This is a genomic window from Flavobacterium tyrosinilyticum, from assembly GCF_023656565.1.
Lineage (GTDB): Bacteria > Bacteroidota > Bacteroidia > Flavobacteriales > Flavobacteriaceae > Flavobacterium > Flavobacterium tyrosinilyticum.
This window is the reverse complement of the sequence record NZ_JAMOKG010000003.1, coordinates 1,238,299-1,259,527: the sequence shown is the minus strand read 5'-3', so window position 1 is coordinate 1,259,527 and position 21,229 is coordinate 1,238,299. Positions and strand designations below refer to the sequence as shown.

Sequence of the window (21,229 nt, the reverse complement as noted above, 5' to 3'; positions counted from 1 at the left end):
TTTGAGCTTATTTTTCTAGATTCTATCCCTAGAATTTATCTGGATTGAACTGAAATTATAAGTTTTTCTTTTTCCGATTAAACGATTAACCAAATAAACGATTAAACAGTTTTTCTCGTGTCGCTTTCAATTAGACCATCTCTTAAACGAATAATTCTGTGAGCATAAGCCGCAATATCTTCTTCGTGAGTAACTAGTATTACAGTATTTCCTTGTGCATGAATATCTCCAAAAAGCTTCATAATTTCTACAGAGGTTTTACTGTCTAAGTTTCCAGTTGGCTCATCGGCTAGAATGATAGAAGGTTTGTTGACTAATGCTCTCGCAACGGCAACACGCTGACGTTGTCCTCCAGAAAGCTGATTCGGCTGGTGATCCATTCTGTCGGCAAGATTAACCTGTTTTAAAACTTCTGTGGCGCGAGCAATTCTTTCAGATTTTCCGTAACCGGCATAAATCATGGGTAAGGCAACATTATCTAAAGCCGTAGTTCTTGGCAAAAGATTGAAAGTCTGAAACACGAAACCAATTTCTTTATTCCTGATTTCTGCCAGTTCATCATCTTTCATTTTACTTACGTCTTTTCCATTTAAAATATAACGACCCGAAGTTGGAGTATCTAAACAGCCTAATAAATTCATTAATGTAGATTTTCCTGATCCGGAAGGCCCCATTAAAGCAACATATTCACCTTTTTGTATTTCTAGATCTATTCCTTTTAAAACATAAACGATTTCATTTCCTAAAGTAAAATTTCGTTTGATGTCGGTTATTTTAATTAATGGTTCAGCCATTTTATTTTACAATTTTGGATTTAAAAGTACAAAACACTTTTCAATAAAAAGGATAAGTAGTTGAGAATTGGTTTTTGTTACAAATGCTCTTTCGTAAATACACTTTTATATTAAATGTTTGAAAAAAAAAGAAAAATGTTATATCTTTTTAGAGTTATATTGTAAAATTATCATTATTTTAAATATTTTATAGTTTTAAGATGTTTTTAATTTTAAAAACATGATAATAATGTAATTTATTAAGAAAAGTGTTTGGTAAATTTGATTAATCAATTAATTAAATAATCAAGATTATGAAAAACATCAAAATAGCTACAGGAATTGCTTTATTAGTATTAGGGTTAACATCGTGTAAAGATGAAAAACAAGAAAGAGCTCAAAAAACAGTAGACAACTATGTAATCTATGTTGACTCTGTGAAAAATGTTGCAGCTGCTGACTTAAAAGAGAATTGGAAAAGTGTAGAAGCAGAATATGATAGAAGATCTCAGGAAGCGCAAGCAGCGTTAGCTGATATTAAAGACAATTCTGCCGCAACAGAAAAAATAAATGCAAGCAAAATTAAGTACGAGGAATTTAAAAATGAAATGACCGCCCAATTTGCCCCTCCAGCTCCTAGTCCTAAACAACAGTTAAGAGATGCTTTGTTTGGTGCAGGAAAAATTGGTGATGATATGAGTTTTAACTGGGTTAATGCCCAAAACATTCATAGCGTTTATCAGCAGTTTGTTCATACTGTAGAAAATAATAAAGATAAATATTCTAGAGAAGACTGGGATGAAATTAAATTAATGTATGAAGCTCTTGACAGCCGTAAAAATACAGTTGAAAAAGAAGGTTTAACAGCTGAAGATAATCGTAAAATTGCTGGTTTGAAAGTTAAATTTGCACCTATGTATACTGTAAACAGAATGGGAGCTAAGTCTGAAGAAAATAAAGACGCAAAAAAATAAGATTTTAAAATTTTGAATTAGAAAATAAAAAAGACGATCAGAAACGATCGTCTTTTTTTATGCTCGAATAATAAAATGCTCTTTCGGTTGTTCTCGTCTAAAGAATACAAATCCCCATTGAAAAGTATCAATCGTAACTTTTACTTGAGGATGATTTTTAATGATTTCCCAAGCTTCTTCCATGTCTTCTGACCAATGTATGTCGTCGAAAATCCAAACAGAATCATTGTCGATTGTTGGCAGTAAAAGATCAAAATAAGCTAAAGTTGCTTTTTTAGAATGATTCCCGTCAAAATATATTAGATTGTAATTTGTTGCTTGAATGTTCTCCGAAATTAAAAAAGATTCAAACTCAGAAATTACATTTTCAACATTATTACAATCAAATTCAGCCAATTGATTTTGGGCAACATTTGCTGTATTTGGACAGCCTTCAATAGTAACGACTTTTGCTTTGGGGTTTCCTAAAGCTAGGGCAGAAGTTGCTAAACCCAAAGAAGTTCCTATTTCTAAAATAGTTGAAGGCTTAAAGTAATTGGTGACACGAAACAGCAATTCTGCTCGTTTTGGCGAGATTCCTGCTGTTTGTGCAATTTTAGAAATTTGTCTTCTATTTGATTTGAAAACTCTCGAACCTGCTCCAAAATCGGTTACGTCAATGAAGTTTTTGTTTCCTAAAAGCGATTTTCTATATTTTTTTAGAATTGCATATTCAGGTTTTGTTTTCTTATCATAAAAACATTTTGTCAGTAAATTAAAAACAAACGGCGAATGAACGGCATGTTCGTTCTTAGAATGCCAAAGAAAGCTCAGATAAGATTTTATTTGAAAAAGCATCTAGAAATTTAGAATGAAAGATTAGTTTACTTTAATCAATTTTACATCAAAAATAAGTACAGAACCTCCTGGTATTGTCATATAATCATAACTTCCGTAACCTAAACGAGATGGTATTAATAGAACTCCAGATCCTCCTTCTTTAAAATAAGGAATACCTTCTGTCCAACCTTTAATTACTTGATTCAAACCAAATGAAATTCCTGTATCTTTACTTTGATCAAAAACTTTTCCGTTTGTATAATAACCTTTATAAGCAACAGTTACATTAGAAGTAGAAGTTGGTTGAGCGCCATTACCTGGTTCTGTGATTATATAATAAAGACCTGAATCGGTTCTGGTTGCAGTTAAATTATTTTTGGCTAAATAATCTTTAATGTCCTTTTCGTTTTGTTCTGTGAAATCTTTTGCTGGTTCAGATGGGTCTTTTTCTGTATCTTTTTCCGTATTGTTACAAGAAATAAATAAGGTTAAAGTAAGTACTGCGGCTAATAGTTTTTTCATTGTGGTTTTTTTAAAAAATATTTAATATAGTAAAAGGTAATTTTTTGTTTCGCAAAGATTCACAAAGAAAACTCAAAGATTCACAAAAACAACTTTGCGTAGCTCTGCGATTTCTTTGTGAATCTCAGTGTAATGACTATCCTTCAAGTTTAGCAGAAAGTTCAAACCAGCGTTCTTCTTTTGCTTCGATTTTATTGATTATGTTTTGAAGTTCGTTTGCTTTTTTCTCGATATCGGCATCTGCAATTTTTCCATCTGAGAATAATTGTTCGATTTTGGCTTTTTCAGCTTCTAAATCTTTAATTTCTCTTTCGATTTTCTGATATTCTTTTTGTTCGTTAAAGCTTAGATTTCCTGTTGGATTGTTTTGTTTCCAGTCTTTCTTTTCTGCTTTGTTTTCTTCTTTTTGAGCAACATCAGCACTGTCTTCGTAAGCTCTGAAGTCGGAATAGTTTCCTGGGAAATTCTCTATTTCGCCTTGTCCTCTAAAGACAAATAAATAATCGACAATTTTATCCATAAAGTAACGGTCGTGAGAAACTACCAATAAACATCCTGGATAATCCAAAAGGAAACTTTCTAAAACGTTAAGCGTAACAATATCCAAATCATTTGTAGGCTCGTCTAGAATCAAGAAATTCGGATTCTGAATTAAAACCGTACACAAGTATAAACGCTTTAATTCTCCACCGCTTAATTTCTCAACATAATCATATTGTTTTTTGGCATCAAAAAGAAAACGCTCCAATAATTGCGAAGCCGAAATAATTTTTCCTTTTGTTAATGGAATATACTCTCCGTATTCTTTTATAATATCAATAACACGTTGTCCAGGCTTTGGGTTAATTCCAGACTGTGTATAATATCCAATTTTTATAGTATCTCCTTTAACAACGCGTCCGCTGTCTGGCGCAATTGTTCCTGTCAAAAGATTTAAGAAAGTCGATTTTCCAGTTCCGTTTTTACCGATAATTCCGATTCTTTCTCCACGTTGAAAATCAAAACTGAAATTGTCGAGAATAACGCGGTCTTTGAATTTTTTAGAAAGTTTATGAAGCTCAATGATTTTGCTTCCCATTCTTTCCATATTAATTTCAAGCTCAACTTTATTTTCTTTTCGGCGGCTTTGTGCTTTTTCTTTAATAACATAGAAATCATCCTGACGTGATTTAGATTTGGTTGTTCTCGCTTTTGGCTGGCGGCGCATCCATTCTAATTCTTTTACAAACAAGTTTTTTGCTTTGTCAATACTGGCATTCTCAGAAGTAATTCTTTCTTCTTTTTTCTGTAAATAGTAAGAATAATTTCCCTTGTATTGGTATAGTTTTCCGTTGTCTAATTCTATAATTTCGTTACAAACGCGCTCCAAAAAGAAACGGTCGTGCGTTACCATAAACAACGTAATATTTTCTTTAGCAAAGTAACTTTCAAGCCATTCGATCATTTCTAGATCTAAGTGGTTGGTTGGCTCATCTAGAATCAATAAATCGGGACGATTGATTAGAATTATGGCTAACGAAAGACGTTTTTTCTGTCCTCCAGAAAGATTTTTAACTTTAAGTTTAAAATCTTCCAGCTTTAATTTGAATAAAATCTGTTTGTATTGCGTTTCAAAATCCCATGCATTATGCTGATCCATTGCATCGAAGGCTTTTTGATATGCTTCTTCATCAGAAGGATTTTCTAAAGCCTTTTCATAAGCCTCAATTACTTTAAGCGTTTCGTTGTCTGATGCGAAAATACTTTCTTCAATCGTAAGTTCATCTTGAAGATTATTGTCTTGTGACAAAAATGCCATTCTGATTCCTTTTCTTAAAACAACTTGTCCCGTATCTGGTTCTTCCAGACCATTAATAATGCTCATTATGGTTGTTTTTCCAGAACCATTTTTTGCAATAAAAGCGATTTTTTGATCTTTATTAATTCCAAAAGAAATGTTGTCAAAAAGGACTCTTTCTCCAAATGACTTTGATATATTTTCGACTGATAAGTAATTCACTTTGTAATTATAAGTTATAAATTATGAGTTATGAATGTTTTCTAAAACATAACTTTCTGCAAAAGTAAACTATTATCTTGCATTTGCGAATTATTTATGGAGATACAACCTTAGAACGGAACTTAAATCGAAATAATGAATTTGCTGAGGAACATTTATAACTGGTTTTCGAACAAGAGATTCATTCGTTAAAAAATAATGTAAACCATCTTTCGTCGCAATTCCTTCAATTTGATGAAAAGGAAGTTTTAAATCGATTCGCCTTTTATTTCCAGATAAAAAATCTTGATCTTTAAAATCGTAGAGCAGATATAAAAAAGGTTTTCCAACTTTGGTATAGCCGCACAAAGTAATTAGTTTTTTTTCTTCTATATAAGTGGCGCCAGTAACAAGACCTTTGGTGTCGAGTGTTGCTTTGAGTTTTGCAATTTGTGTTCCTTCTTGCTTTGATAAAGCGTAAATATTGGTCTTAGACGATTTCCATTGTTTGGTAAAGAGGTAGATGCTGTCTTTAGAAAGAATAAATGCTTCACAATCAAAATCGGTTTTGTTTGGTTTTGATGGAGAAAAATCAGTTTGGTCAGAATAAGAATAGAGAATAGTTTTAATTTTAGGATTTTCCTCTAAAAAAGATCTTTTTTCAATTTTAAGAATTTTCAAATCAGTTCTATTTCCAGAATAATTATTGCCAAAATCGCCTATATAAAGATGTGTGCTGTCTTGCGAGATTTCTTCCCAATCGTGATTGATAGTTTCGGGAAGAATAATTTTCTTTTTGATTTGTCCTAATGTATCTAAGCCATAAATTGTAGTGTCATGATCGTCATTATGTGTCCAAAGTAAATTTTGAAAAGCAATTAAGCCAGAGGTTTCTTGTATAGAATCACTTAGGCCAAAAGAATATTCGGGTTTTAGTTTTAGGATTTTGTAATTGCAACTTCCATTATTTTGGATAGATGATGAACTGTAATTTTCTGCTTGCGGATCGGTACAGCCAGGAATTTGAGAATAAACGGAAGTAATGGTTAAAAAGAAAAAAATAATTTTCAGCATGATTGCACTATTAAGTGAGCATAAGATAAAAGTAAAGTTTTAAATAATTAGAATGAAATAAGTATCAAAAAATATAATTTAAATGTTATTTTGCAGCACTTTTATTATAAAAGTCTTTTGGATAAGATTTCGCCCCAACATGAAAATTTTACAAGAATTATCACACTTTCGAATTTCACGGTATTATAAGCTTTTGTTTGTAGTAGTTGATGTCATTTTATTAAATTCTGCCACATTACTTTCTGCATTGGCAAGATTTGGGGATTTGGATAAATTATTGTCAAAAGAAGAAAGGACGATTTCGCTTTTAGCAATTTTAATATGGGTGGCGTTATTGCTTCAAAAAGATTCTAATCGAAGTGTGAGAGTAGAGCCAATAGAATCGATATTATGGAGAACAATCAAAAAGATTTCAATCCATGCTGCCTTGGTTTCTATATTTGTGGTTTATCTAAAATACACCGATATTTCTAGGCTTCGCTTAGTTTATTTTTACATGATCTTTTTCGGATTGCTTATGTTTTCTCGATATTTTTCGATGAAACTTTTAAAATACGTTCGAGCAAAAGGATATAATTTTAAAACTTTTATAATTGTTGGAGCAAACGAATCTGGGGAAAAAATTCGCAAAGTATTAGCCAGAGATTTAACGTACGGATATCGATTTTTAGGTTTTTTTGACGAAAAAATGGAGAGTGAAATTGTGGATCCTACTCTTATTATCGGAAAGTTTGAAGGTATTGAGAGATTTTTGGACGAGAATGAAGTAGATGAAATGTATGTCGCTCTGCATATTGATAATATCGAAATAATTAACGAGCTCACAAGAATCTGCGAGCAAAAAATGGTTCGAATTAAGTTTATTCCAGATTTTCAGCTGTACACAAAAGCAAGTAAAGTTGAGGTAGCTTTTTACGAAAATACTCCTGTATTAATGTTTCGTACAGAACCCTTAGAATTTGCTTCAAACAGACTTTTGAAAAAGATTTTTGATGTCTGTTTTTCAAGTTTAGTAATCTTGCTGATTTTTCCTTGGCTATTTCCAATTATCACACTTATTATAAAAATCGAATCGCCAGGCCCTGTGTTTTTTAAACAAAAAAGATCGGGTAGAGATAATCGATCATTTGTATGTTTGAAATTTAGAAGCATGTATGTAAACGGCCTTGCGCATAATAAACAAGCAGAAAAAGGCGATAGCCGTATAACAAAATTTGGAGCTTTTATTCGTAAAACAAGTATCGATGAGCTGCCTCAGTTTTTCAATGTTTTTTGGGGAGACATGTCGGTTGTAGGACCAAGACCGCATATGGTTAATCTTGCCAAAGAATACAGTGATCTTATTAATAATTATCTGGTTCGACAATATGCTAAGCCAGGAATTACGGGATGGGCTCAAGTCAATGGTTATAGAGGAGAGACAAAAGTGTTAAGCGATATGGAAAACAGAGTGGAATATGATATTTGGTATATCGAAAACTGGAGTTTCCTGCTTGATATTAAGATTATTGTAAAAACGATCATTAATATTTTTAAAGGCGAAGAAAACGCTTATTAAGCTTTTTTAAAATTTAAAAAACTGATTATTCGCAATTACTTCTTTTAAAGATTGAATGTTTTTAATCTTTAACTTGCTGTCAAAAGCTTCGATATGTTTTTTATGATGAACATCTGTTCCGCAAAAAGAGTACATTCCTTTCGCTAAAAGTTCGTCGGTAACTTTTGCAATTTTAGAACCGTAATATTCAACGGTAGAAAGCAGATTCAGTTGAAAAAGACACCCTGCATTCTTTAACTTCTCATATTCAGAAAATTTATTGTGATAAAAGAGATAACGCTCTGGATGAGCCAAAACAGGGATGTAGCCAGCCAATTGTATCTCAAAGATAGTTTTGTAAATATTTAAAGGAGCATTTTGATACGATATTTCGACTAAGATATAATTGTCTTTTAAAGTCAGAAGTTTATCTTCTTTAAAATGATTCTCAAACCAGCTATCAATAAGGTATTCTGCTGCAGCGCGAACAGGAATTTCAATTTTATTTTCTTCTAATGCTTTTTCTGTTTCCAGAAGTTTAGACGCTATGATTTCTGGAGAATTATTCCAAACATAATGACTAATGTGCGGCGACGTAATAATTTGAGAAACCCCAATCTCTTGTAAAGACGAAACCAGTTCAACTGATTTTTTTATGTTTTTTGCTCCGTCATCAATTCCTGGTAAAACATGAGAATGAATGTCGACAAAACTTCCGTCAAGCATTTCTTTTAATAGGGGTTTTGATTTGAGGAATGATAACATGTAACAAAAAAGTATAAATCAGTTTTATAGCGTGCAAAATTAATCTAGAATTTGTAACAAGACATTTTAGATTTATGTTATATTTGATTTTTAGTAAAAAAGTAAAAAATTATGAAAATAAAAGAGAATTTGTTTAATCAGCGTATTATTTCTATTGATGCTTTGCGCGGAATTACCATTTTTGTAATGATTTTTGTAAATGAGCTTGCGAGCATTCAAAATGTGCCACAATGGTTAAAACATATGCCTGCAGATGCCGATGCAATGACTTTTGTTGATTTAGTTTTTCCTGCTTTTTTATTCATTGTCGGAATGTCTATTCCGTTTGCTTTTAATGCCAGATTGATAAAAGGTGACAGCCCGAAAACAATTTGGACACATACTCTTAAAAGAGCCATCGCTCTTATCGTCATTGGCGTTTTTATGGTCAATGCCGAATATGGCTACGACGCTTCTAAAATGATAATCGCACCTGCGTTTTGGGGGCTTTTAGCCTATGCGATGCCAATTCCGATTTGGAATAAATATCCAAAAGATTTTCCTCTTTGGTTAAAAAATATACTTCAATATGGAGGGGTTTTAGTTCTAATTGCCCTTTATTTTTTATATGTTCAAGAAACTGGAGATCGAGGAATGACTCCAAAATGGTGGGGAATACTGGGATTAATCGGTTGGGCGTATCTTTTTACAGTAGTTTATTATTGGTTAGTTTCTGGAAATTTATGGGCAATGATTGCATTTTTAGTTTTTTCTGTTGCAATGAATTCGCTTAATCTAATTGAAAATTCTTTTGTACAAAATACTTCTTGGTTGAGTTTTATAGCTGGACATTTAACGCATGCTTCTTTAGCTTCAGCTGGAATAATAGTTTCGTTATTGTTTTTTGATCGAAAAATCAGTTCCAAAATCAATTGGCCTGTAATTGGTTTTGTTGCGCTATTTACAATCACGGCTATTTTGCTTCGTCCTTATTTTGGAATTTCAAAAATTAAAGGAACCCCATCGTGGACCATGTTTTCAGTGGCAATCTGTACCGTTTTATTCTATTTCTTGTATTGGCTGATGGAAGTTAAAAAACAAACCAAATGGAGTGAATTTTTTATGCCTGCAGCGGCAAATCCGTTATTGATTTATATTTTGCCAGGTGTAATTTATTATTTCTGTAAAGCTTTTAATCTCCATATTATTCCCGGATATTTTAGAGAAGGAGTTCTTGGAATTATTTGGTCTCTAGTATTTTCTGTCATTATGCTTTATGTTATGAAAATCTTGAATCGAAATAAAATTCAGCTGCATCTTTAATGTTTCAAGTTTAATGTTTCAAGTTTAATGTTTCAAGTTTCAGGTTTCAGGTTTCAAGTTTCAAGTTTTATGCAGAACTTGAAACTTGAAACCTGAAACCTGAAACTCTTGGATGCGAACCTCCGTGTACACAGCCGTTGCCTTCTTGATATTTAATTCAGATTAGTATAAAAAAATGACTGATATTCTTAATAAAATTCTAAATTTGTAAGAGGGTGTTTTTAAAATATTGTGTGTGAATGGTTTAAAAAATAAATACATTGTAGTTTTATTTTTAATTGGATCGTTTTGTCAAGCTCAAAATGATAGCACAAATGTGGGTACACGAGATATTTTGGATGTTATACATCGAGTTTTTGATAAACAGGACACCATTCGTCCAGAAAGAAATAAAAAACTAGCTTTTTCCTTATTGCCGGTTCCGGTTGGCGTTAATTCCAGCACGGGTTTGGTTGTTTCTTTTCTGACTACATTTTATTTAGGAGATCCCCAAACAACCAGAATGTCTCAGGTTACTTTTTCGCCTTACTTTAGTTTTACTAAGCAATTTGTATTTCCAATCCAGTCTTATATCTATTCAAAAGATAATAAATGGAGTCTTATTGGAGATTATCGCTACATGATTTATCCCCAAGATACTTATGGTTTGGGCGAAGACAATTCAGATAAAGAAATGTCAACGCTCGACTACCAGCAATGGCGCTTTTATCAGTTTATTACCAGACAGGTTATTGGAAATTATCGTTTAGGGGTTGGCTTTCTTTTAGATAATTATAATAATATTTCTGAAGAGTCTTATATAGAAGGAGAAACCGATTATTACCAATATATGAATGGCGATTATTCTGATGAGACTTCGTTTGGGTTTGCCTTGCAGGGACTTTACGATTCGAGGGAAAACATTATTAATCCCGAAAAAGGTTTGTATATCGAAGCCGATTTTAGAATAAATACCAGCGGTGTAGAAGGAGATAAATGGCAATCTTTGTATTTTGATGCTCGAAAATATCATTCTTTCAGTACTACTAAACATCGAGTTTGGGCTTCAAGAGCTTTTTACTGGTCAACGTTTGGCGGAAAACCCCATTACTTAGATTTACCAAGTATTGGTTGGGATCGTGAAGGCAAAACAGGACGAGGATTTACCAAAAATAGATATCGAAGCAATGCGCTTATTTATTTTGAAACCGAGTACAGAACCGACATAAGCCGAAACGGATTTTTTGGTGCAGTTTTTTTTACTAATATTTCTTCAGTTTCTAAGTTAGATACCTATCAATTTAAAAATTGGAATCCTGCGGTCGGAACCGGAATTCGCATTAAATGGAATAAACGCAACGGCAGTAATTTGGCATTAGATTACGGAATTAGTAAAAACGATTGGTCACTGCGTTTGGGGTTATCAGAAAATTTCTAACTTCGGCCAAAATCTACAGACTCAATTTTTCATGCAGTTATCAGTTGTCATTTTAAATTACAATGTGCGTTACTTTCTAGAACAATGCGTTTTAAGTGTTCAGGAGGCAATTGTGGCAATCGATGCAGAAATTATTGTGGTTGATAATAATTCATCAGACGAAAGTGTTTTGATGATGAAAGAAAAATTTCCAGACGTAAAACTGATCGAAAACAAAGAAAATTTCGGATTTCCAAAAGGCAATAATATTGGTGTTCGTCAAGCGAAAGGAAAATACATTTGCATTTTAAATCCAGATACCGTTGTTGCAGAAGATACTTTTACAAAGATTTTGGCTTTCGCCGAAAGGCAAAAAAATCTCGGAATTGTTGGCTGTAAATTAATTGATGGAACAGGGGAGTTTCTTCCAGAAAGTAAACGTGGAATTCCTTCGCCTTGGGTTGCTTTCACCAAAATTTTCGGATTGTATAAAGTTTTTTCCAAAACCAAACTCTTCAATCAATATTACGCACAGCATTTAGATGAAAATGAAACAGGGGAAGTAGATATTCTCGTTGGCGCTTTTATGCTTTTGAAAAAAGAGCTTTATGAAGATCTAAAAGGTTTTGATGAAGATTGTTTCATGTATGCTGATGATATCGATTTATCGTATAGAGCATTGCAAAAACAAAAGGCAAATTTTTACTTTCACGAAACTACAGTTTTGCACTATAAAGGAGAAAGCACCATAAAAGACGAAAAATATATGAAACGTTTTCAGGAAGCTATGAATTTCTTTTATCAGAAGCATTTTAAGAAATCACTGTTTTTTAGTTTTTTCATCCAAATCGGAACTTGGTTTTTCTCTTTTGTAAAAATGTTTCAAGGCAAAACAGGAATAAAACCAAATCCAGAATTGCATGTTTTTTATTCTTTAAACGAAGATTTGTCTCACAAAATAGCCCTAATTTTAAAAAATAAAGTCCAGTTTTTAAAAATCCCGAAAGAAAAAATGGTAAATTCGTGCCTGATTTTTAAGGGAAAAAACGTCGAAATAATTTTGGATAATCAGTACATTTCATTCAAAAAATGTATCGAAATCATAGAAACTATTAAAGATAAGAGTATTACTTTTAAAGTTTTGCCTAAAAATACCCATTTTATTATTGGAAGTAATTCCAGAAATGACAGAGGGCAAATTATAAAAATCGAGTAAAAAATTATATTAAATGAAATTTATGTTTAAAATATTCATTAATTTCGCAATCTGAAAATCAAAAACATCTTTTAGATTAACAATATGGCAAGATTTGAATTAAAGCTTCCTAAAATGGGAGAAAGTGTCGCTGAAGCAACTATTACAAATTGGTTGAAAGAAGTTGGAGACAAAATTGAAGCTGATGAAGCTGTACTCGAAATTGCAACAGATAAAGTTGACAGTGAAGTGCCTAGCGAAGTATCAGGAATTTTAGTTGAGCAATTGTTTGGTAAAGATGATTTAGTGCAGGTAGGGCAGACTATTGCTATTATTGAAACTGAAGGCGGAGAAACAGCAACTCCAGAAGTTGCAAATACAGTTCAAGAAACTGCCGCTCCTGTAGAAGCTGCAGAAATCGAAAAAACAATCGAATCGGTTAAAGAAACGGTAACTTCTCAAGATTTCTCAGGATCAGATAAATTCTTTTCTCCATTAGTAAAAAATATTGCAAAAGAAGAAGGTCTTTCTTTAAACGAACTTGAAAACATTGCAGGTTCTGGAAAAGATGGACGTGTGACTAAAGAAGATATTCTGAAATATGTAGAAGCTCGTAAATCGGGTTCTATTCAAGCTCCTCAAACAGTTGAAGTTGCTCCAAAAGTTGTTGCAGAAACTCCAAAAGCTGAAGCTCCAAAAGCTGTTGAGCCAGTTGTTCAAAAAAGCCAGCAAGCAGTACCAGTTTCTGTAAATGGTGGTGACGAAATTGTTGAGATGGACAGAATGCGTAAACTGATTTCGGGTTACATGGTAGCATCGGTTCAGACTTCGGCTCACGTACAATCTTTCATTGAAGTAGATGTAACGAATATTGTAAAGTGGAGAGATAAAGTAAAAGCAGCTTTCGAAAAAAGAGAAGGCGAGAAACTGACTTTTACTCCAATTATGATGGAAGCAGTTGCGAAAGCTTTAAAAGATTTCCCAGGAATGAATATTTCTGTTGACGGAGATTATATCATTAAAAAGAAAAATATCAATTTAGGAATGGCAGCAGCATTGCCAAACGGAAATTTAATTGTTCCTGTAATCAAAAATGCAGATCAATTAAATCTTGTTGGAATGGCAAAAGCGGTTAACGATTTAGGAAACCGTGCAAAAGCTGGAAAACTAAAACCAGACGATACACAAGGCGGAACATATACAGTAACCAATGTTGGTACTTTTGGAAGCGTTTTTGGAACTCCGATTATCAATCAGCCGCAAGTTGGAATTCTAGCGCTTGGTGCAATTCGCAAAGTGCCTGCGGTTATTGAAACTCCAGAAGGTGACTTTATCGGAATTCGTCAGAAAATGTTCTTGTCGCACTCTTACGATCATAGAGTTGTAGATGGTGCATTAGGAGGAAGTTTTGTAAAAAGAGTAGCAGAATATTTAGAAGCTTTTGATGTGGATAGAGATTTCTAAAAATAAAGTACAAATAAATTCAAATCCGACAGGTTTAAAACTTGTCGGATTTTTTGTTTTGTAAGAAAAGAATTAAGCAGTACTACGCAGACTTATTAAAAGCTTGTTTTTGAAAAGTTAAAATTGAGTAATTGAAAGCATTTTTCGACAAAAAAAATCAGAATAAAGAGAGATATTCCGCTTTAAAAATTACATTTGTAAACTTATAAAAATTAGAAATGGAATTAAAACTTAACAAGCCAATTTGCTTTTTTGATCTCGAAACAACGGGAATTGATATCGGTAAAGATAGAATCGTAGAAATTTCAATATTCAAAGTTTTTCCAAACGGAAACAAAGAAAGTAAAACCTGGTTGGTTAATCCAACAATTCCAATTCCTCCACAAACAACTGCAGTTCATGGTATAACAGACGAAAAAGTAGCCAATGAACCCACTTTTGCAGAACTGGCTCCGCATATTCATAATATGATAAAAGACAGTGATCTTGGTGGATTTAATTCAGATCGTTTCGATATTCCGCTTTTAGCAGAAGAATTACTTCGCGCAGGAGTCGATTTTGATATGAAAAACAAAGTTTCTGTAGATGTACAGACTATTTTTCATAAAATGGAAGAGCGTACTTTAAGTGCTGCTTTGAAATTTTATTGTGGAAAAAGTTTAGACAATGCGCATTCGGCAGAAGCCGATACAATGGCAACTTACGAAATCTTGAAAGCGCAATTAGATCGTTATCCAGAATTGGAGAACGACATGAAATCTTTGTCTGAATTTACGACACGTAAAAAAATCGCCGATTTTGCAGGAATGATTGCTTTTGATCAAGATGACGAAGAAATTTTTACTTTTGGAAAACATAAAGGTGCTAAAGTGGAGAAGGTTCTAGAAACAGAGCCAGGGTATTTCAGCTGGATCCAAAATGCTGATTTTCCGTTGTACACCAAAAAAGTTTTGACAGCAATTAAATTAAGAAAATTAAATACTAAATAAGTTTCTAAGATGCTAAGATTCTGAGATTCTAAGTTTTTTAGATTCCTTAGTATCTTAGCATCTCAGTATCTCAGCAACTTAAAAAGAATGAAAATTATTTGTGTAGGCAGGAATTATGCCAATCATATAGAAGAGTTGAAAAACGAACGCCCTAGCGAGCCGGTTGTTTTTATGAAACCAGATTCAGCGGTTTTGTTGAAACAACATCCTTTTGTTATTCCTGAATTTTCTGAAGATGTTCATCATGAAGTTGAAATAATCGTAAAGATTAATAAAGTTGGAAAATATATTGAGCCCAAATTTGCTCATAAATATTATGATGAAATAAGCGTAGGGATTGATTTTACTGCACGAGACCTGCAAAGTAAATTGAAAGAAAAAGGACTTCCGTGGGAAAAAGCCAAGGCTTTTGACGGTTCTGCGGTTATTGGAGATTTTTTGCCAAAAACTGATTTTGTTTCTATGGAAAATCTTAATTTTGAATTAAGAAGCAATTCAGAAACAGTTCAAAAAGGAAACTCAAGTATGATGCTTTGGAAAATCGATGAATTGATTTCTCACGTGTCTCAGTTTTTTACCTTAAAAATTGGAGATATTATTTTTACAGGAACGCCTGCAGGTGTTGCGGCTGTAAAACCAAATGATGTTTTAGAAGGCTTTTTAGAAGATAAAAAATTATTCAGAATACAAGTAAAATAATGGCTTTAAAGTACAACCTTTCGAAAGTTTATGCGCTTTCAGATAATGACCCTGAATTTGTAAATCAAATTTTAACCTTATTTGTTACAGAAGTTCCAGAAGATTTAAAACAAATTAAAGAAGGAATAAAAAAGAAGGATCATAAATACGCCTATTCCTATGCTCATAAAATAAAGCCTACACTGGATTTAATGGGATTAAATGTGGCTTTTGAAGAAATTTTGCAGGTTGAGGCTTGGACAAAAGCTGAGGGCAAGAAAAAAGATATTATCGAAACTTTTAAAAGTATTAAGGTGCAAGTAAAAGAAGCGATTAAAGAAATTAAAAAAGATTTTGATCTTTAATATAAAATTTGACTTATTCCTATTTTTATAAAAGGAATAAGTCAAAATATTTTTTAAATTTTGTAAACGGGCTTATAGTTTGTAAAAGCCGTTAATACCTTCCTCCTAGACAAAATTTAATTTTCTACTTATAAATTATTAGCTTATTTATTTAAGCGAAAAAAATATTTCACTGATTATGAAAGCAGCAATTATTACTATTGGAGATGAAATCTTAATTGGTCAAATCGTAGATACAAATTCGGCTTTTATTGCCAAATCACTCGATAGAATTGGAGTTGAGGTGGTAGAGATGCTGTCAATAAGCGATGACAAAAAACATATTTTAGGCACTTTTGCGCAATTGCAAAACAAAGTAGATGTTGTGATTGTGACTGGCGGATTAGGGCCAACCAAAGATGATGTAACAAAGAAAACATTCTGTGAATACTTTGATGATGAATTAGTGGTAGATCAAAAAGTTTTGGCGCATGTGACGGAATTAATTGAAGGGTTTTATAAAAGACCTATTTCTCAGCTAAACAAAGATCAAGCTTTAGTTCCGTCTACTTGTACTGTTTTGCATAATAAAGTTGGAACTGCGCCAGGAATGTGGATGAAGAAAGAAAATACCGTATTTATTTCGCTTCCGGGAGTTCCGTACGAAATGAAATATCTGGTAGAAGAAGAAATAATTCCTAAAATTGTTCGTGAATATAAACGCCCTTATATTATTCATAAAACCATTTTGACTTATGGTCAGGGAGAAAGTTTAGTTGCAGAACGTATTGAACAATGGGAAAATAATCTTCCAGAGTTTATAAAATTGGCCTATCTGCCCAATCCGGGACGCGTTCGTCTCCGTTTAACTGCTCGCGGGACTAATAAAGAGGAATTAGAAGAAGCGATCGAAAGCAACGTTCAGTCCTTGGATGCTATCATTCACGATATAATTGTAGGTTACGAAGAGAATGAAACAATTGAAACAGTAATTGGTAAACTGCTTACGAAACAAAATAAAACCATCTCAACAGCAGAAAGTTGCACAGGTGGAAGAATTGCGTCATTATTGTCATCTGTGCCAGGTTCGTCAAGCTATTTTAAAGGAAGTATTGTTTCTTATGCGACAGAAGTCAAAATAAATGTTTTGGGAATACCGAAAAATTTAATTGATCAATTTTCGGTAGTTAGTGCTGAGGTTGCATCGGCTATGGCCTTGAGTGCTAAAGATTTGCTAAAAACCGACTATGCACTAGCAACGACGGGCAATGCAGGCCCGTCAAAAGGTGATTCTGATGCTGAAATAGGCACTGTTTTTATTGCTTTAGCAACGCCAGACGGGGTAATTGTCGAGGAATTTAACTTCGGACAACCTCGTGAAAAAGTGATAGATAGGGCGTCTGTCAAGAGTTTGGAAATATTACAGAAAGAAATTTTAAAATTTGTGCAATAATTTTTTGCTACAATGGTTTATTTTTCTTTTCTTTGCACCCTGATTTTGAATAACGATAAAAGATAAGTATAATGTCAAGAGTTTGTGACCTTACAGGTAAAAGAGCGATGGTAGGAAATAACGTTTCTCACGCTATGAACAAAACTAAGAGAAAGTTTTCTGTAAACTTAGTTAAAAAGCGTTTTTATCTTCCAGAAGAAGATAGATGGATTACTCTTAGAGTAGCAGCATCTACGATAAAAACAATTAATAAAAATGGAATCACTGCTGTTTTGAAAAAAGCACAGTCAGAAGGATTTATCAAATAATCTTTTCCTAAATAAATATATAGCAAGATGGCAAAGAAAGGTAATAGAATCCAAGTAATTTTAGAATGTACTGAACACAAAGCTTCTGGTGTTGCAGGAACTTCTAGATATATTACAACTAAGAACAAAAAAAATACTCCAGACAGATTAGAGATTAAAAAATTTAATCCAGTTTTAAAAAGAGTAACTGTTCACAAAGAAATTAAGTAATAATTAGAGATTTTGATTAAGTCTCAAATGGTTTTTCATTTGAAGATTTAATGAATTTCAAATAACATTTGAATCATGGCAAAGAAAACCGTAGCATCGTTACAAACATCTTCTAAGAGATTATCAAAAGCCATCAAAATGGTAAAATCTCCTAAAACTGGTGCATATACATTCGTAGAATCTATTATGGCTCCTGAAGAAGTTGATGAGTTCTTGAAAAAGAAATAATTACAATTACATTATATAGAAAAGCTACTTTCTTTCGGAAGTAGCTTTTTTATTACCTATATTTGTCTATAAATTTAAAGAATCGTAACAATTGGCCTTTTTTTGAAAGACAATTGCACTTTCTTTAAAGATTTTGATTTCTTGCGTGAAAATCGAGAAATCTAGTAAATCTAAATAATCTACAAAAAAATGAGTTTTTTTAAAAAATTATTCTCTACCGAAAAAAAAGAGACTTTAGACAAAGGTCTTGAAAAAACGAAAACTACTTTTTTCTCGAAGTTAAGTAAAGCCGTTGCAGGGAAATCTAAAGTTGATGATGATGTTTTAGATAATCTGGAGGAAGTTCTTGTGGCTTCTGATGTTGGGGTAGATACTACTTTGAAAATTATTACAAGAATTGAAAAGCGTGTTGCTGAAGATAAATATCTAGGAACAGAAGAATTGAATCAAATTCTTCGTGATGAAATTGGTGCTTTATTATCTGAAACGAATACAGGTGAGGCAACAGAATTTGAAATTCCGAAAGATAAAAAGCCTTACGTTTTAATGGTTGTTGGAGTAAATGGAGTTGGGAAAACGACAACAATTGGTAAATTGGCTTATCAATTTAAAAAAGCAGGTCATAATGTTGTTTTAGGTGCTGCAGATACATTTCGTGCTGCTGCGATCGATCAATTGCAAGTTTGGGCAGATCGTGTAAATGTGCCTATTGTAAGACAGCAAATGGGAAGCGATCCTGCTTCTGTAGCTTTTGATACTTTGCAATCTGCAGTTGCTCAAAATGCTGATGTTGTAATTATTGATACAGCTGGTCGTCTTCATAATAAAATCAACTTAATGAATGAGCTGACAAAAGTAAAACGTGTGATGCAGAAAGTGGTTGCTGATGCGCCTCATGATGTGCTTTTAGTTTTGGATGGTTCTACAGGTCAAAACGCTTTTGAACAAGCGAAACAATTTACGGCAGCTACAGAGGTTACTTCATTGGCTGTTACTAAATTGGACGGAACGGCAAAAGGTGGAGTGGTAATTGGAATTTCAGATCAATTTCAAATTCCTGTAAAATATATTGGTGTTGGTGAAGGTATTGAAGATTTACAAGTTTTCAATAAATATGAATTCGTTGACAGTTTCTTTAAATAATTTACAATGAAAAATATATCAGCTTTAACTTTTTATTTTGCTAGTGTAATATCTTTTGTTCTGGCTAATGTTTTAAAAGATAAAAATCTTTCGATATATTATATTTTACTAGTTCTAGGAATTGTTTTATTCTTTTTGGGAGTTCTTAAAAGAATACGTTCTAATCGATAAATATAATTGAAAATTTATTGAGTCTTTAAATAGGATTCGTTTAGGCGTTTCTATTTAAAGACTCTTTTTTATTGGTAATGCCTGTTTTGAAAAATAGTTGAATGTGTTTTCGATTTTTATTTCTTTTGATGATTATAAGGTTATCTTTGTAGTCTGAGAAATTCTCTTTTGAAAACGGGAGCCCTAGCCCTGATGGGAGCGGCATCCTTTTGTGCCGGGGTTCGGCGCAAAAGATACGGCGGACAGCAGGAAATAGCTTCTAATTCTTCGACTTCATTCAGATTAAAAAAGAATAAATTTTAATATTTTTATTTATGAAAAACACTTTTATAGTTTTGTTTTGTTCACTTTTATTTGTGAGCTGTAAACAGGAAATAAAACCTGCAGACCTCGCCAAATTAAATGGTTATTGGGAAATTGAAAAAGTTGTTTTTGAGAAAGGCGAGGAGAAGGAATATAAAATGAACGAGACTTTTGATTTTTTTCAAATTAAAAACAATAAAGGAGTTCGAACGAAAGTTATGCCTCAATTTGATGGAACTTTTTTAACAACAGATACTTTTGAGAATGTTTCGGTTCGTTTTGCTGGAGTGCACGTTTTCTTGGATTATAAAACAAAGTATGCAAAATGGAGCGAGGAAATTATTTCACTGTCTGATGACAAATTGGTGGTTAAAAACCCGCAAAAAATAGAATATCATTATAAAAAAGCTGGACCAGTAAATTTATTAAACGATGGCGAAAAGACTAAATAACGAAAGTACTATTAGTGCTGTATTACAGCAGATTATTCAAGTGAATAAATTACAGCCAGGTATGGATCAAATTGATGTTCGTGACGCTTGGAAAAATCTTATGGGAAGCGGTGTGAATACTTATACTCGAAATGTTGTACTGAAAGGCAGTACGCTGTATGTAGAATTAGGTTCGTCTGTTTTGCGCGAAGAATTAACTCATGGAAAATATAAAATTGTTAAAATGATTAATGAAGAATTGGGACGTGAGGTAGTAAAGGATGTAGTTTTACGCTGATTTTATTAGGTTTTTTTAATAAGATTAACTTTAAAAATAATTAACACTTCTATTGTGAAGTGTTTTTTTTTGCGATACATTTGAGCGTTATTTTTTGTAAGTAGCATCTTTTAGTAACCCAAAAACAATTAAAAAAACAATGAAAAAAATTTTACTTATTTTAACCGTATTATTTGCTTTAACTAGCTCTGCACAAAAGAAAAAAGTTGCTGTTGTCTCTTTTTATACAGATAAAACAATAGATCTTTCTGAGCTTGGTTTAAATGGTCTGGCTGCAGTGACAGATTTAGGAAGTAATCCGAATTTTAACTTATTGCCAATTTTGGAGAAATATCATAATGCATTTTTCAATGATTATTCTAAAAAATTCCCATTTGATTTAATTCCTGAGACGGAGGTAACTCAAAAACAAGAATATATTGATTACGTTCCTCATTTTGATAAAGAAGGAGATGCTGGAAAATATATTATCAACTATCCTGGATACAAATATATTTATGAAGGAATAAATGGTTCTGCAAACGAAGTAGCAACAGCGACTATGTTTAAAGATAATGCTGATGGTGTTTTGTTTACTGAAATTCATTTTGCTGTAGTAAAAGGATTTGCTGTGGGTGGAACAGGAACTATTAAAATGAAAGCTTATGCAAGAATTGCTTTGTATGACAAAAATGGAAAAAAATTGTTTGCTTTCAATGAAGGAGCAACATCTAAGAAAACTGGAACAATTGTAGGAGGTATTCCTGTTTTATCTTTTGATAAAGTATTGCCAATGTGTGAGAGTGCATTAGATGAGCTTTTGAAAGATTTAGATGGAAGAATCGAGAAAATGGTAAAAAAGACTGCTAATACTCTATAATCAGTTCGTAATAAA

The 21,229-nt window shown here is 32.6% G+C and carries 23 protein-coding genes; 17 read left to right on the top strand and 6 right to left on the bottom strand.

The annotated features are described in order from the left end of the window. Positions 1–101 precede the first annotated feature (101 nt). Positions 102–794 carry an ABC transporter ATP-binding protein gene (locus tag NCC77_RS19705; protein WP_111426669.1) on the bottom strand — a complete coding sequence of 231 codons (693 nt, stop codon included), beginning with the start codon at positions 792–794 and terminating at the stop codon, positions 102–104. Between the two features lie 293 nt (positions 795–1,087). Between NCC77_RS19705 and NCC77_RS19700 the strand changes: the two genes are divergently transcribed. Then, complete coding sequence (locus NCC77_RS19700; RefSeq protein WP_250837121.1) at positions 1,088–1,747, top strand: DUF6565 domain-containing protein; 660 nt, start codon at positions 1,088–1,090, stop codon at positions 1,745–1,747. A 57-nt stretch (positions 1,748–1,804) separates the two neighbouring features. Here the strand turns inward: NCC77_RS19700 and NCC77_RS19695 are convergent, their stop codons facing one another. The 4 genes from NCC77_RS19695 to NCC77_RS19680 form a co-directional block, all read right to left on the bottom strand. Then, positions 1,805–2,584, bottom strand: coding sequence for an O-methyltransferase (locus NCC77_RS19695; RefSeq protein WP_250837120.1), 780 nt, complete (start codon positions 2,582–2,584; stop codon positions 1,805–1,807). A 21-nt stretch (positions 2,585–2,605) separates the two neighbouring features. After that, positions 2,606–3,088, bottom strand: coding sequence for an FKBP-type peptidyl-prolyl cis-trans isomerase (locus tag NCC77_RS19690; RefSeq protein WP_250837119.1), 483 nt, complete (start codon positions 3,086–3,088; stop codon positions 2,606–2,608). Between the two features lie 136 nt (positions 3,089–3,224). Further along, entirely contained in the window at positions 3,225–5,087 is a 1,863-nt protein-coding gene (locus NCC77_RS19685; protein WP_250837118.1) for an ABC-F family ATP-binding cassette domain-containing protein, read from the bottom strand. 90 nt (positions 5,088–5,177) lie between these two features. Next, entirely contained in the window at positions 5,178–6,140 is a 963-nt protein-coding gene (locus NCC77_RS19680) for a T9SS C-terminal target domain-containing protein (RefSeq protein ID WP_250837117.1), read from the bottom strand. A gap of 139 nt (positions 6,141–6,279) precedes the next feature. Here NCC77_RS19680 and NCC77_RS19675 point away from each other — a divergent pair, with 139 nt between their 5' ends. Next, on the top strand, positions 6,280–7,698 hold the full coding sequence (locus NCC77_RS19675) for an undecaprenyl-phosphate glucose phosphotransferase (RefSeq protein WP_250837116.1): 1,419 nt from the start codon (positions 6,280–6,282) through the stop codon (positions 7,696–7,698). 6 nt (positions 7,699–7,704) lie between these two features. Here the strand turns inward: NCC77_RS19675 and NCC77_RS19670 are convergent, their stop codons facing one another. Continuing rightward, positions 7,705–8,442 carry a tyrosine-protein phosphatase gene (locus NCC77_RS19670; RefSeq protein ID WP_250837115.1) on the bottom strand — a complete coding sequence of 246 codons (738 nt, stop codon included), beginning with the start codon at positions 8,440–8,442 and terminating at the stop codon, positions 7,705–7,707. Positions 8,443–8,553: 111 nt separating this feature from the next. On the opposite strand from NCC77_RS19670, the gene NCC77_RS19665 reads away from it, so the two are divergent. The 15 genes from NCC77_RS19665 (at position 8,554) to NCC77_RS19595 (ending at position 21,214) form a co-directional block, all read left to right on the top strand. Next, positions 8,554–9,744 carry a DUF5009 domain-containing protein gene (locus NCC77_RS19665; protein ID WP_250837114.1) on the top strand — a complete coding sequence of 397 codons (1,191 nt, stop codon included), beginning with the start codon at positions 8,554–8,556 and terminating at the stop codon, positions 9,742–9,744. 235 nt (positions 9,745–9,979) lie between these two features. Further along, positions 9,980–11,161 carry a BamA/TamA family outer membrane protein gene (locus NCC77_RS19660; RefSeq protein ID WP_250837113.1) on the top strand — a complete coding sequence of 394 codons (1,182 nt, stop codon included), beginning with the start codon at positions 9,980–9,982 and terminating at the stop codon, positions 11,159–11,161. A gap of 31 nt (positions 11,162–11,192) precedes the next feature. Further along, entirely contained in the window at positions 11,193–12,356 is a 1,164-nt protein-coding gene (locus NCC77_RS19655; RefSeq protein WP_250837112.1) for a glycosyltransferase family 2 protein, read from the top strand. An 84-nt stretch (positions 12,357–12,440) separates the two neighbouring features. After that, positions 12,441–13,799 carry a dihydrolipoamide acetyltransferase family protein gene (locus tag NCC77_RS19650; protein WP_250837111.1) on the top strand — a complete coding sequence of 453 codons (1,359 nt, stop codon included), beginning with the start codon at positions 12,441–12,443 and terminating at the stop codon, positions 13,797–13,799. Positions 13,800–14,017: 218 nt separating this feature from the next. Continuing rightward, positions 14,018–14,788 carry a 3'-5' exonuclease gene (locus tag NCC77_RS19645; protein WP_248727902.1) on the top strand — a complete coding sequence of 257 codons (771 nt, stop codon included), beginning with the start codon at positions 14,018–14,020 and terminating at the stop codon, positions 14,786–14,788. Between the two features lie 87 nt (positions 14,789–14,875). After that, on the top strand, positions 14,876–15,487 hold the full coding sequence (locus NCC77_RS19640) for a fumarylacetoacetate hydrolase family protein (protein WP_111289096.1): 612 nt from the start codon (positions 14,876–14,878) through the stop codon (positions 15,485–15,487). Beyond that, complete coding sequence (locus NCC77_RS19635) at positions 15,487–15,831, top strand: Hpt domain-containing protein (protein ID WP_008468078.1); 345 nt, start codon at positions 15,487–15,489, stop codon at positions 15,829–15,831. Before NCC77_RS19640 ends, NCC77_RS19635 begins: the two co-directional genes overlap by 1 nt. Before the next feature lie 178 nt (positions 15,832–16,009). After that, positions 16,010–17,263, top strand: coding sequence for a CinA family nicotinamide mononucleotide deamidase-related protein (locus tag NCC77_RS19630; RefSeq protein ID WP_250837110.1), 1,254 nt, complete (start codon positions 16,010–16,012; stop codon positions 17,261–17,263). Between the two features lie 71 nt (positions 17,264–17,334). Continuing rightward, complete coding sequence (gene rpmB / locus NCC77_RS19625) at positions 17,335–17,571, top strand: 50S ribosomal protein L28 (RefSeq protein WP_008468080.1); 237 nt, start codon at positions 17,335–17,337, stop codon at positions 17,569–17,571. Between the two features lie 27 nt (positions 17,572–17,598). Then, the gene (rpmG, locus tag NCC77_RS19620; protein ID WP_011963553.1) at positions 17,599–17,781 is read left to right on the top strand and encodes a 50S ribosomal protein L33; all 183 of its coding nucleotides are present in this window, start codon (positions 17,599–17,601) and stop codon (positions 17,779–17,781) included. A gap of 75 nt (positions 17,782–17,856) precedes the next feature. After that, the gene (locus NCC77_RS19615) at positions 17,857–18,009 is read left to right on the top strand and encodes a DUF4295 domain-containing protein (protein WP_008468081.1); all 153 of its coding nucleotides are present in this window, start codon (positions 17,857–17,859) and stop codon (positions 18,007–18,009) included. Positions 18,010–18,198: 189 nt separating this feature from the next. Continuing rightward, complete coding sequence (ftsY, locus tag NCC77_RS19610) at positions 18,199–19,152, top strand: signal recognition particle-docking protein FtsY (RefSeq protein WP_095931059.1); 954 nt, start codon at positions 18,199–18,201, stop codon at positions 19,150–19,152. 485 nt (positions 19,153–19,637) lie between these two features. Continuing rightward, complete coding sequence (locus NCC77_RS19605) at positions 19,638–20,078, top strand: lipocalin family protein (protein ID WP_250837109.1); 441 nt, start codon at positions 19,638–19,640, stop codon at positions 20,076–20,078. After that, complete coding sequence (locus NCC77_RS19600) at positions 20,059–20,355, top strand: DciA family protein (RefSeq protein ID WP_095931056.1); 297 nt, start codon at positions 20,059–20,061, stop codon at positions 20,353–20,355. Before NCC77_RS19605 ends, NCC77_RS19600 begins: the two co-directional genes overlap by 20 nt. 139 nt (positions 20,356–20,494) lie before the next feature. Further along, positions 20,495–21,214 carry a hypothetical protein gene (locus NCC77_RS19595; protein ID WP_095931055.1) on the top strand — a complete coding sequence of 240 codons (720 nt, stop codon included), beginning with the start codon at positions 20,495–20,497 and terminating at the stop codon, positions 21,212–21,214. Positions 21,215–21,229: the final 15 nt, after the last annotated feature.